At 71.5% G+C, this 12,002-nt stretch carries 8 protein-coding genes and 1 tRNA gene; 6 read left to right on the plus strand and 3 right to left on the minus strand.

Features of this window, described 5'->3' with window-relative positions; translation table 11 throughout:
- The first annotated feature begins 86 nt into the window (after window positions 1-86).
- The 4 genes from tmk to ACY0PA_RS23780 all read left to right on the plus strand — a co-directional run bounded on the left by tmk (window position 87) and on the right by ACY0PA_RS23780 (window position 6,566).
- Window positions 87-3,350 carry a dTMP kinase gene (gene tmk, locus ACY0PA_RS23765; RefSeq protein WP_473079715.1) on the plus strand — a complete coding sequence of 1,088 codons (3,264 nt, stop codon included), beginning with the start codon at window positions 87-89 and terminating at the stop codon, window positions 3,348-3,350.
- A gap of 145 nt (window positions 3,351-3,495) precedes the next feature.
- The gene (locus ACY0PA_RS23770) at window positions 3,496-4,701 is read left to right on the plus strand and encodes a DNA polymerase III subunit delta' (RefSeq protein ID WP_473079716.1); all 1,206 of its coding nucleotides are present in this window, start codon (window positions 3,496-3,498) and stop codon (window positions 4,699-4,701) included.
- Between the two features lie 87 nt (window positions 4,702-4,788).
- Window positions 4,789-6,363: an alpha/beta hydrolase gene (locus tag ACY0PA_RS23775; RefSeq protein ID WP_473079717.1), complete on the plus strand. Its 1,575-nt coding sequence runs from the start codon at window positions 4,789-4,791 to the stop codon at window positions 6,361-6,363.
- 129 nt (window positions 6,364-6,492) lie between these two features.
- Window positions 6,493-6,566 (plus strand) — tRNA-Thr (locus ACY0PA_RS23780).
- A 121-nt stretch (window positions 6,567-6,687) separates the two neighbouring features.
- Here ACY0PA_RS23780 and ACY0PA_RS23785 read toward each other — a convergent pair.
- Entirely contained in the window at window positions 6,688-7,122 is a 435-nt protein-coding gene (locus ACY0PA_RS23785; RefSeq protein ID WP_473079718.1) for a hypothetical protein, read from the minus strand.
- 201 nt (window positions 7,123-7,323) lie between these two features.
- On the opposite strand from ACY0PA_RS23785, the gene ACY0PA_RS23790 reads away from it, so the two are divergent.
- On the plus strand, window positions 7,324-7,830 hold the full coding sequence (locus tag ACY0PA_RS23790) for a SigE family RNA polymerase sigma factor (protein ID WP_473079719.1): 507 nt from the start codon (window positions 7,324-7,326) through the stop codon (window positions 7,828-7,830).
- Window positions 7,831-7,870: 40 nt separating this feature from the next.
- A complete protein-coding gene (locus ACY0PA_RS23795) occupies window positions 7,871-9,145 on the plus strand; it encodes a hypothetical protein (protein WP_473079720.1) in 1,275 nt (424 codons plus the stop codon).
- 161 nt (window positions 9,146-9,306) lie between these two features.
- Here the strand turns inward: ACY0PA_RS23795 and ACY0PA_RS23800 are convergent, their stop codons facing one another.
- Both ACY0PA_RS23800 and ACY0PA_RS23805 read right to left on the minus strand, forming a co-directional pair.
- Entirely contained in the window at window positions 9,307-10,998 is a 1,692-nt protein-coding gene (locus ACY0PA_RS23800) for a bifunctional 3'-5' exonuclease/DNA polymerase (protein WP_473079721.1), read from the minus strand.
- Window positions 10,999-11,125: 127 nt separating this feature from the next.
- Window positions 11,126-11,965, minus strand: coding sequence for a nitrilase-related carbon-nitrogen hydrolase (locus tag ACY0PA_RS23805; protein WP_473079722.1), 840 nt, complete (start codon window positions 11,963-11,965; stop codon window positions 11,126-11,128).
- Between the last annotated feature and the right edge of the window lie 37 nt (window positions 11,966-12,002).

Consider the following 12,002-nt stretch of genomic DNA (forward strand, 5'->3'; position numbering starts at 1 on the left):
GTCGTACGGCCGCCGGGGCGAGCCCCTGGCGGCCGTATGTTCGGGTGGACCCTCGGGGAGTCAGTGGGTCCGGATAGGCTGGACGAATGACGCGAGCCGAGCAGCCAACGGCCCAGAATCCGGCCCCCGACGACGCCCTGGTCGCAGATTCCCGGGAGCGCGCCGTCCGCGCCCTGCTGCGGGTGCCGCAGCTGAAACGACTGTGGAGCGCCCAGCTCGTGGGCGGCATCGGTGACGCACTCGGGCTTCTCGTGCTCGTGGTGCTGGCCCTTCAGACAGCAGTCTCCGAGGGCTCGTTCGGGGGCGGTTACCGGGGCGTGGCGTTCGCCGTCGCCGCCGTGTTCGGCGCGCGCGTCCTGTCGACGCTGCTCTTCGGAGCCGTGCTCCTCGGCCCGCTCACCTCGCTGACCTCCACGGACGGTCCCCTGGACCGGCGCTGGACCATGGTCGGCGCGGACGGCGTGCGGGCCGCGCTCCTCATCGTCGCGCCCCTGTGGATCGACTGGACCCCGGACAACGCGCTGGCGGTCCTGCTCGTCACCGCCTTCGTCGTCGGTGTCGCCGAGCGCTTCTGGACCGTGTCGCGCGAGAGCGCGGCGCCCGCGCTGCTGCCCGCGCCGCCCCTCGAAGGCGCGGCCGTACGCCCGCTGCCCGACCACATGGACGCACTGCGGCGCCTTTCCCTGCGCACCGGATTCGTGGCGCTGCCCGTCGCGGCCGCCGCGCTCGTCGCCGTCACTCTCGTGGGAAACCTGATCGGGGCCGGGGTCGACTGGTTCGGCCTGCACCAGGCCGCACTCGCCTCCTACGTGGCGGCCGGTCTGTTCGCCGCCTCGCTGTCCGTCGTCTTCTTCCTCGAACTGCCCGACACGCAGACCCCGCGCGCGCGGTCGCCGCTCGAGGGCATGCGCCGCCCCAAGACCGGCAGCGGTGTCGACAAGGGACGCACGGGCGCCATCCCGCTCCTCGTCCTCGCCTGCGCCGCCGTCGCCGCCGCGATCTCGGCGGCCGTCGCCGTCTCCGTACTGCACGCCAAGGACCTGTCCGGTGGCCCGGTGACCTTCGGGCTGCTCGTGCTCGGGCTCACCGGCGGCACTGTCATCGGCATCCGCTCGGCGCCCTCCGTGCTGCCGTCGCTGTCGCGCCGCAGGCTCCTCGCGCTCGCGATCGCCCTGACCGGCATCGCCCTGCTCGCCGCGGGCCTGGTCCCCGACGTCACGAGCGTGCTGCTGATCGTCACGCTCGCCGGCGTCACCGCGGGCATCGCCGCCAACACCGGGCACACGCTCCTCGACCAGGAGGCCGAGGACTACCGGCGCGCCCGCACGACCGAGCACCTCCAGGCGGTCGTACGGGTGTCCGTCGCGGTCGCCGCCGTCGCGGCTCCCCTGCTCGCGGCCGCGATCGGCCCGCACCGACTGGGCAACGGCAAGTTCGTGTTCGCACACGGCGGCGCCGCCTTCACGCTGATGCTCGTCGGCGCCCTGCTGCTGCCCGTGGCCGCCCTCGTACTCGCGAAGGCCGACGACCGCAGCGGAGTGCCCCTGCGGCACGACCTGCGCGACGCGCTGCTCGGTGGGAACGACCCGGCGCAGGCCCCCGCAACCACTGGCTTCTTCATCGCCCTGGAGGGCGGCGACGGCGCCGGGAAGTCGACCCAGGCCGAGGCGCTCGCCGAGTGGATCCGCGGCAAGGGGCACGAGGTCGTCGTCACGCGCGAGCCGGGCGCGACCCCGGTCGGTAAGCGGCTGCGCTCGATCCTCCTCGACGTGTCGTCGGCAGGCCTCTCGCACCGCGCCGAGGCCCTCCTGTACGCGGCCGACCGCGCGGAGCACGTGGACACCGTCGTGCGGCCCGCCCTCGAACGCGGCGCCGTCGTCATCTCCGACCGCTACATCGACTCGTCCGTCGCCTACCAGGGCGCCGGCCGCGACCTGTCGCCGACCGAGGTCGCCCGCATCAACCGCTGGGCGACCGGCGGACTCGTACCGCACCTGACCGTCCTGCTCGACGTCGACCCGCAGGCGGCCCGCGAGCGGTTCACAGAGGCGCCCGACCGGCTCGAATCGGAGCCGGCCGAGTTCCACGCTCGCGTGCGCTCCGGTTTCCTCACGCTCGCCGCCGCCGACCCCGGCCGCTACCTCGTCGTCGACGCCGCCCAGGAGCCGGAAGCCGTCACGACCGTGGTCCGGCACCGGCTCGACATGGTGCTGCCGCTCTCCGAGGCCGAGGTGAAGGCCCAGGAAGAGGCCCGTAAGGCGGCGATCGAGGAGGCCCGCAGGAAGGCCGAGGAGGAGGCCGCCCGCAAGGCCGAGGAGGAGCGCGCCGAGCGCGAGCGGCTGGAACAGATCGCCAAGCTGCGCGCCGAGGAGGAGGAGCGCAAGCAGCGCGAGCTGGAGGAGGCCCAGCGGCGCGAAGCCGAGCGCCAGGCCGAAGAGGCCCGCCAGCGTGCCGAGGAATCGCGTATCCGCGCCGAGGCGGAGCGCGCCAGACTGCTCGCCGAGGAACAGACCAGGGCCGCCGAGGAGGAGCGCCGCCGTCGTGAGGCGGAGGAAGAGGCGCGCCTGCGCGCGGAGGCAGAGGAACGACGCCTGGAGAAGCAGCGCAAGGCGGAGGAGGCGCTGCTTCGGGCGGAGGAGGCACGGCGGCTCGCTGCGGCATCTGCGGCGGCTGCTTCTGCGGCGGCCGAGTCCGCCTCTGCCTCGTCTGCCTCTGCCGCTGGGGCGAGGTCTGGGTCGGCGAGTGCTGCCGGGCATCCGGTGGCCGACAACGAGACCACCGTTCCCACGCCTGTGGTGAAGCCCACGGGTGGGGCGACCGATGAGACGGCCGTGCTGCCGCCGGTCGGGGATGCCGGTATGGGGCCCGGGACTGGTGGGGCTGGTGCTGACGCCGGTCCTGCCGCTGCCGCCGGGGCTGGGCGTGGGGCTTGGCATGGTGGGGACAACGACGAGACGACTCAGCTGCCGGTGCCGCCGCGTCCCGCGCAGCAGCAGGGCGGGCCCGCCGACGAGACGGCGGTGCTGCCGCCGGTGCGTGATGACTCCGTGGGTAGCGGTGCCGGTGTTGCCGGCGGTGGACCGGCGGATCGGGTTCCGCCGGGGTACTTCCGTGATGAGCGCCAGGCGTCGGCTCCGTCAGCGGGTGCCGGTGCTGGGTCGAACGACCGTACGCGTGAACTGCCCCAGGTCGACGAGGAGGGCCGACCGCGACAGCGGCCGAGGCCCGACTGGGCGGAGGAGACCCCGCTGGACGACCTGCCGTCGCTGGCGGACGAATTGCTCGGCGGGCACGACGACGCCGGTGAGGGCGACGAAGGCGCGGGCGGCAGGCGCCGGGGCCGGCGCTGAGCCGACCGCGGGCAAGCTGTTGCCGTCCGGCGACCGAGGGCTGGATCGACCAGTGGCTCGGTCGCCGGACGGCGTTGTCAGTGGCGTCCCGCACAATGAATCCGGTAGAGCGAAGTGCCGGAGTTCGACGGTGAGGCGGTAGTCCATGCCCGTATGGGACGACCTGGTGGGTCAGGAGCGCGTGGCCGCGCAGCTCGACGCCGCCGCGCGCGACGCCGACGCGCTCGTCACGGCCAACGCGACGAACGCTCCGCCGCCCGAGGCCTCCAGGATGACGCACGCCTGGCTCTTCACCGGTCCGCCCGGCGCGGGGCGGGCGACCGCGGCCCGCGCGTTCGCCGCCGCGCTCCAGTGCGTCAGCCCGGACCGGGCGCTGGGCGGAGCCCCCGGCTGCGGATTCTGCGACGGCTGTCACACCAGCCTCGTGGGCACGCATGCCGATGTGGAGATCGTCCGTACGGATCTGCTCTCCATCGGCGTGAAGGAGACCCGCGAGCTTGTCCGCAGAGCACAGCTGTCGCCCGCGGTGGGCCGATGGCAGGTCATCGTCCTGGAGGACGCGGACCGCCTCACGGAGGGCGCGGGGAACGTACTTCTGAAGGCCGTCGAGGAGCCCGCCCCGCGGACCGTCTGGCTGCTTTGCGCGCCCTCCCTGGAAGACGTGCTGCCCACGATCCGCTCCCGCTGCCGCCACCTGACGCTGCGTACGCCCGCGGTCGAGGCGGTGGCCGACATGCTCGTACGACGCGACGGCATCGAGCCGGCCGTCGCCGCCGAGGCGGCCCGCGCCACGCAGGGCCACATCGACCGCGCGCGGCGCCTCGCCACGGACCCGCGCGCGCGGGCGCGCAGAGCGGCGGTGCTGAAGCTGCCCCTGCGTGTCGACGACGTCGGCGGGTGCCTCAAGGCCGCGCAGGAGCTGATCGACACCGCGGCGGAGGACACCAAGCAGCTCGCCGAGGAGGTCGACACCAAGGAGACCGAGGAGTTGAGGGCGGCGCTAGGCGGGCAGAGCGGCAGCCGGATGCCGCGCGGCACGGCCGGCGCCATGAAGGAGCTGGAGGACCGCCAGAAGCGCCGCAGAACGCGTACGCAGCGCGACAGCCTCGACCTGGCTCTCACTGACCTCACGGGCTTCTACCGCGATGTTCTCGCCCTGCAGCTCGGCTCCCGCGTGGCCCTCGCGAACACTGAGGCCCAGGACACCCTGGAGCGTCTCGCCCGCGCGGCCTCGCCCGAGGCCACGCTCCGCCGCATCGAGGCGATCGCCGCATGCCGTGACGCGCTCGACCGCAACGTGGCGCCGCTGCTCGCGGTGGAGGCGATGACGATGGCGCTGCGGGCCGGCTGACACACCTTCTCTTAATTCGATTAACTCGTACGGGGCGCGGTGGCCACACACCGCGACTGGTCGAACGCGGACAGTTAGGCTCGGCTGATGTACTTCAGGCGTCACCATTCCCCTGTCCGAGGCCGCCGGGCCTGTGGAACCCTGCTCGCCGCTGCCGGACTCCTCATGTCCGCCTGCTCACCAGGGAGTTCGGGAAGCACACGGACGGCGGACATCTCGCTGGCCGCGCTGCCCAGGGCGACCCCCGCCAACCTGTCGGCCTACTACGGGCAGTCGCTGACCTGGCGCGAGTGCGGCGTCCCCGGCTTCGAATGCACCACGATGAAGGCTCCGCTGGACTACGAGAAGCCGGAGGCCGGTGACGTCAAGCTGGCGGTGGCCCGCAAGAAGGCCACCGGCCCGGGCAAGCGCCTCGGCTCGCTCCTGGTCAACCCCGGCGGGCCCGGCGGCTCGGCGGTCGGCTACCTCCAGTCGTACGCCGCCCTCGGCTACCCGGCGGCGGTCCGGGCCCGCTACGACATGGTCGCGGTCGACCCGCGCGGCGTCGCCCGCAGCGAACCGGTCAAGTGCCTCGACGGCAAGCAGATGGACGCCTACACGCAGATCGACGTCACGCCCGACGACCAGGCGGAGACGAACGAACTGTCGGCGGCCTTCACGAAGTACGCGGCCGGCTGCGAGACGAGGTCCGGGAAGGTGCTGCCGCACGTCTCCACGGTCGAGGCGGCCCGCGACATGGACGTCCTGCGTGCGGCGCTCGGCGACGACAAGCTGACGTATGTCGGGGCGTCATACGGCACGTTCCTCGGGGCGACCTACGCGGGGCTCTATCCGAAGCGGGTCGGCCGCCTCGTCCTGGACGGCGCGATGGACCCGGCCCTGTCCGCGCAGGAGATGAACCGCGACCAGACGGCCGGCTTCGAAACCGCGTTCCAGTCATTCGCGAAGGACTGCGTACGGCGTTCCGACTGCCCCCTGGGTACGGGGAGTGTCGCCGACGCGGGCAAGCGCCTCAAGGCCTTCTTCGCCGACCTGGACCGCACCCCCATCCCCACCCGTGACCCCTCGGGCCGCAAGCTCGGCGAGGCCCTCGCCACGACCGGCGTGATCGCGGCGATGTATGACGAGGGGGAGTGGGCGCAGCTGCGCTCCGGGCTCAGCTCGGCGATCAAGAACAAGGACGGGGCGGACCTGCTCGCCCTCTCCGACAGCTACTACGAGCGCGACAGCGACGGCACGTACGCGAACCTGATGGCGGCCAACGCGGCCGTGAACTGCCTCGACCTGCCGCCGTCCTTCAAGAGCCCCGACGACGTGAAATCCGCCCTGCCGTCGTTCGAGAAGGCGTCCCCGGTCTTCGGCGACGGCCTCGCATGGATGGCACTGAACTGCGCGTACTGGCCGGTGAAGGCGACCGGCGAGGCTCGCCGCATCGAGGCGAAGGGCGCCGCCCCGATCGTCGTCGTCGGCACGACCCGCGACCCGGCCACCCCGTACCGCTGGGCACAGTCCCTCGCCGGCCAGCTCGACTCCGGCACGCTCCTCACCTACGAGGGCGACGGCCACACGGCGTACGGCCGCGGCAGCGACTGCATCGACTCCGCGATCAACGCGTACCTCGTGGACGGCACTCCGCCCAAGGACGGAATGCGCTGCTCATAAGGGGTGCGAGGGCATTTTCCGACGCCCCGGGACACCCGTCCCGGGGCCTGGGCAGGGGGTGTGCGGAGCACCCCCGAAAACTGTGTAGACTTGGCGACGTTGCTGACCGCACCATGGTGCAGACGGCGCGCCGCCTTAGCTCAGATGGCCAGAGCAACGCACTCGTAATGCGTAGGTCTCGGGTTCGAATCCCGAAGGCGGCTCTGTAGAAGCCCCAGAACTCACTCGCCGTGATCTGGGGCTTTTGCTTGTTCTGGGGGACGTGCTCGGGTTCTTGTCCTGCTGATGGCGAATCCGGTGCCGGCCGACGCGTCTTGTCCGGAGTCAGCGGCCGTGGAACAGGGACCACATCAGCTCGGGCGGCAGCGACGGATTGGTGGCTGCGGCCGCCGCTATGTGTGGGTCGTCGTCTGCAAGGAGTTCGGCGATGTCCGCCGGAGGCAGAGCCGGGTGGGGTGCGGCCAGGGGTCTCGCCCGGACGTCCGACAGGCAGGCCAACAGCGCCGGGGCGGTGGCGATGCGGTAGCGGGCTATCTCGCGGAGCAGCTTCTGCGCGGGTGAGCGGTGCTCGACCTGGTGTGTCAGGTAGGCCAGGACTGCTGCCAGCTTTTCCCGCTGCATGACGACGGAATCGGTTGCGAAGGCCCGGGCCCATGTCTCGCGACCGGCACCATCGTCCAGCAGGGCGAGCGAGGCGAGCGGCCGGGCCACAGGGGCGATGTCGTCGGCGGCCAGAAGGCCCGCGTATGCCAGCCGCACCGCTGCGTACTCGTCGAGGGAGGCCAGGGCGGAGGCCTGCGCGTGGGTGAGGTCGGGGCGGTCGGCGAGCTCATTGACGAGGTCGCTGAGCGAGTCACGCGCGAGCGCGCCGGCGGGGCTGCTGGAACGCGGCGTCGCTGAAACATCCCGTCCGCCTCACCGCATCTAAAAGGTGTGGGGCGATGAGGGGGAGGGCGCCTGATGAGGCGGACCAAGGAGAGTGGGTTCCGGGAGTTCGCGGAGGCCCGGACAGGACACCTGTTTCGTTCGGCATGCCTGTTGACCAGTGGCGATACGCACTTCGCCGAGGATCTGGTGCAGGAGACGCTGGGGCGGATGTACGTGGTGTGGGGGCGGTCGTCACGGGTCGGGAACCCGGCGGCGTATGCCCAGACCGTCCTCATACGTGCCTTCCTCGCGCACCAGCGGCGGCGTTCGGCGCAGGAGCGGCCCAGCGACGAGCTTCCAGAGACCTCGGACAGCACGCCGGGTGACGCCTCGCTGCGGATCACTCTTCTCGACGCGCTGCGACAACTTCCGCCAAAGGACCGGGCAGTGATTGTGCTGCGGTACTGGGAGGACCGGTCCGTGATGGAGACCGCGGAGATTCTGAACGTCAGCTCGGCGGCGGTGCGTACGCGGAGCACGCGGGCGCTGGCGCGGCTGCGGGAGCAACTGGGCGGCACCGTAGCTGAGTTCGCCGCGTAATGAACTTGACTCGATCTTGTGTGAGGAGTGGTGGTTCGGCATGTCAGGAACAGATGAAGACCGTGACCAGGAAGCCTTCGTGGGTGGCCTCGGGGAGGCTCTACGGATAACCGGTGAGACGTTCAACGCCGCGGGTGGGCCGCTGGTCGACGGTGGCGTGGCACGCGGCCGGCGCAGGTTGCGGCGCAGGCGGGCCGCGACCGTCACCGGGAGCTTCGCCGCGCTCGCCGCGGTCGGATTCGGCGCGTCGTACGCCGCTGGGGCCTTCGGGGCCGAGGCCGGGTACGGCAGCCCGGTGGCCGCGCAGCCCAAGCCGGGCAGCGTGACCAAGGGGAAGGTGAGCACGCCGGGTGAGGGGCCGCAGTTCTCGGCCAGCCATCTGATCAAGACCCTCGAAGGGCTGCTTCCCGACGGCAAGTTCAGCGGCGAGTCGGGCCGCGGTACGGAGGACGAGCTCGGGCCGCTCGCCTCGGTCGTCTTCGACGACGGTAAGGGCAAGGCGGCCATCGGGCTGAGTCTGGGCCGGGTCGACCCTGAGAGCACGAGGGTCGCGGAACAGCTCGCCTGCCCCGAGAAGGTCTACACGCCGTACGATTCCTGCTCGAGCAAGACACTGACCGACGGATCCAGGCTGCTGCTCCTGCGGGGCTACGAGTACCCGGACAAGCGCGCGGACACCAAGTGGTGGCACGCGTACGTGGTGACGCCGGAGGGCTTCACCGTCGATGCCAGCGAATGGAATGCGCCGGCGGAGAAGGGCGAACCCGTCTCCCGGGCCGAACCGCCGCTCAGTACAGCACAGTTGAAGGCTTTGGTGACCTCGAAGGAGTGGCGCCCGATACTGCGGGCACTGCCGAAGCCGCAGGGCGAGCCCGTGCAGCAGCCGGTCCCGCAGGCCGCGAGCGGCGACACCATCCTCGAGAACCTCACCTCGCTGCTGCCGAAGAGTGCCAAGGTGACGACCCGCCAGGGCGAAGATGGCTTCGCGTACGTGGTGGTGAACGACGGCAAGGGGGCGAGTCTCGTCCAGATCAATGTGCAGCCCAACATGTCGGATGTGGAGGGCGGGCTCTTCGGCTCAGGCGCGCAGCCCCTGCCGGACGGCACGAAGGTCGTCACGCATCAAGGGCCCGGCGAGAAGGGAGGCCAGGGCGTGGTGATGTGGACCGTGGACACGATCCGCAAGGACGGGTTCCGCGTGGTGATATCGGCGTTCAACTCAGGCACGCAGAACACCGCGGCCACGAGGGCGACGCCCGCGCTGACCATGACGCAGCTCAAGGCGATAGCCACGAGTGAGAAGTGGCAGGGGTAGGGCGGCGACGAGGGACGCTCTCGGGGTTTGGTCCTCGGTCCTTGGTGCTCGCCGACCGCCGACCGGTGAGCAGTATGTGTTGGTCAGTGATTGGAGATTGGTGATCGGTGGCCGCCGGGCTGTGAGCTCCGGGGTGGCGTGAGTGGCTTTGTGGAAGGACGTCACTTCGCGTCGGCGTAGCACGTCACCACTGCAGTGGTGAAAGGGAAGTGGACCGGGGTGTCGCCGAATGTGAGGTGGCCGGCCAGTTCTGCGGCGACGCGGATCGCCGCGGTCACTGCTTCCGCTTCCTCTTCCGGGCAGTGCACGATCACCTCGTCGTGCTGGAAGAAGACCAGTTCCGCCGCCATCCCGGTGCAGGACTGGCGCAGGGCGGCGAGCATCAGGTCGGCCCAGTCGGCGGCACTGCCCTGGACGACGAAGTTGCGGGCGAAGCGGCCGCGGGCGCGGGAGTTCGAGGAGGCGTAGCCGGGGGTGAACTCGGTGTCTCCCGATGCCTGTTCGGGCGTCGGAGCGTCCTGGGGAATACCGGCCTCGTCCTGGTCGCCGGCGCCGGCGACCGGTGGGCAGGTGCGGCCGAGCCAGGTCCGTACGAGGCGGCCCTCCTCGCCCGCGCGGGCGGCGTCGTCGACGTAGGCGACGGCTTGCGGGAAGCGGCGGCGCAGGGCGGCGAGGTTCTTGAGGCCGTCGCCGGACGTCTGGCCGTACACCGCGCCGAGCACCGCCAGCTTTGCCTTGGCGCGGTCGCCGGAGAAGGCCCGGTCGGAGACGGATTGATAGAGGTCGGTCTCCCGCCCGGCGACCTCCATCAGGCCAGGGTCGCGGGAGATGGCGGCGAGGACGCGGGGTTCCATCTGGTCGGCGTCGGCGACGACGAGGCGCCAGCCCGGGTCGGCGACGACGGCACGGCGGATGACCTTGGGGATCTGGAGTGCGCCGCCACCATTGGTGACCCAGCGTCCCGAGACGGTACCGCCTGGCAGGTACTCGGGGCGGAAGCGGCCGTCGCGGACCCAGTCCTGAAGCCAGGACCAGCCGTGTGCGGTGTAGATCCGGTACAGCTTCTTGTACTCGATCAGGGGCCGTACGGCCGGATGGTCGATCGACTCGATCTCCCAGCGGCGCGTGGACGTGATCTTGACGCCGGCCTGGGCGAACGCCTTCACCACGTCGGCTGGCAGATCGGGGCGTACGCGACGGCCGAACGCCTCGGAAACCTCGTCGGCCAGTTCGGTGAGGCGGCGCGGTTCGCCACCGCCCGCGTAGCGCTCGCCGAGCAGCTCGTGGAGTACGGAGCGGTGCACGTCGGCGCTCCAGGGGAGGCCCGCCGCGTTCATCTCGGCAGCCACGAGCATGGCCGCGGACTCGGCAGCGGTGAGCAGCCGCATCCGGCCCGGGTGAGCGGTGGCGTCGTGGCGGCGCTGCTGATCGGCGTACACCTCTATGAGGTCTTCGAGGGGGACATGGACGGGTTGTGGTTCGAAGAGGGAGGACTGGGAGCGGGGGGTCGCGGCTCGTTGAGGGGGATCCGGGGGGACGGCCGTGCCGTGGATCCTGGCCAGGGCGGCGGCCGCGGAGCGGGGTTCCCCGAAGCGGCCGGCGTGGCCGAGGAGGAGAGTCTCGGCGTCCTCGATGTCGTAGCAGCGTGGCACGCGGACGCCCGCTGCGAGCAGGCGGGGGTAGACGGCGGCTGTCGATCGCCAGATCCAGCGCGTGACGTCGGGGCGGGAGCGGACCGCTTCCGCGAGGCTGGGCTCCTGGCGGACCGGGGCGGCGGGTGCGCCGTCGGCACCGAGCGGCGCGAGCTGGGCTCCGCCGTCCTCGGTGGCCGCGATGGCCCACTTCTCGGTCATGTCGGTGAGTCTTACACCCGGCACTGACAGCGCCGGGGGCGTCGGGACAGGCGGGCCGGTGGTGATGCTCGTAGAGGTGACGCCCGGGCGCCCGCCCGGGCGGCGTGGGGGCTGGGCCGGGTTCCCGTCAGCTGTCGCCGCCCTCGTCGATCAGGCGGCGGACCTCGCGGTCGATCAGGCCGAGGCGGGCCTCCGCGACCAGGGGGACGACCCTGCGTTGACGGCGGGCCTCGTGGAGGTCGATGTCGATTGTCACCAAGCTCGGTTCCCACTTGGGGGCCTGGGCCACGACCGTCCCGCGTGGGTCGACCACGCGGGAGCCACCCCAGAAGGAGGCGCCATGTTCATTGCCGACGCGGTTCACGAAGACGACCCAGCACTGGAGCATCTTCGCGGTGTAGGCGAGGAGCGTGTCCCAGTACAGGCCTGTGTCCATGGCCTCCGGGTCGAGTGTCGCCGCGCTGTTCGCGGGGACGATGACGACCTCGGCGCCGTCCTGCACGGCGAGCCACGGCAGGACCGGCTGCCAGGCGTCGTTGCAGATGAGGGTGGCCGCGCGGCCGTGGCCGTGCGGCAGGTCGTACGCGCGCAGATGCTGGCCGGGGCTGACGTGCTTGCGCTCTTCCCAGGCCAGGTAGTTCGGCAGGTACAACTTGCGGTGGGAATGGAGGAGTTGACCACCCGCGTAGTAGGCGCAGGTGTTGTAGGCGCGCAGGCTGGTGTGTTCGTGCAGGCCGATCACGACATCCGCGCCGAGCGTCGAGAGGGCGGCCAGACGCGGGTCCGTCACCGGGAGGGAGACGTCCTGGCGCAGGGCGCCGAGGTGATAGCCGTGCAGGCTCAGCTCGGGGAAGACCACGAGGTCGGCGCCCTGGGCCGCCGCCTGCTCGGTCTGCTCCCGGGCGACGGTCAGATTCTCGTCCACGTCGCCGAGCACACAGTCGGTCTGCGCAAGCGCCACTCTCATCCCCCGAGCGTCGCAGTGTCCGGCGGAGTCGGCATCC

The organism is Streptomyces sp. DS1-CR2 (genome assembly GCF_055760475.1).

Coding starts and splice junctions, on each gene's coding strand:
- ACY0PA_RS23790 (WP_473079719.1), top strand. CDS start 7,324: ATGAGGCGGACCAAGGAGAGTGGGTTCCGGGAGTTCGCGGAGGCCCGG.
- ACY0PA_RS23805 (WP_473079722.1), bottom strand. CDS start 11,965: ATGAGAGTGGCGCTTGCGCAGACCGACTGTGTGCTCGGCGACGTGGAC.
- tmk (WP_473079715.1), top strand. CDS start 87: ATGACGCGAGCCGAGCAGCCAACGGCCCAGAATCCGGCCCCCGACGAC.
- ACY0PA_RS23775 (WP_473079717.1), top strand. CDS start 4,789: ATGTACTTCAGGCGTCACCATTCCCCTGTCCGAGGCCGCCGGGCCTGT.
- ACY0PA_RS23795 (WP_473079720.1), top strand. CDS start 7,871: ATGTCAGGAACAGATGAAGACCGTGACCAGGAAGCCTTCGTGGGTGGC.
- ACY0PA_RS23770 (WP_473079716.1), top strand. CDS start 3,496: ATGCCCGTATGGGACGACCTGGTGGGTCAGGAGCGCGTGGCCGCGCAG.
- ACY0PA_RS23800 (WP_473079721.1), bottom strand. CDS start 10,998: ATGACCGAGAAGTGGGCCATCGCGGCCACCGAGGACGGCGGAGCCCAG.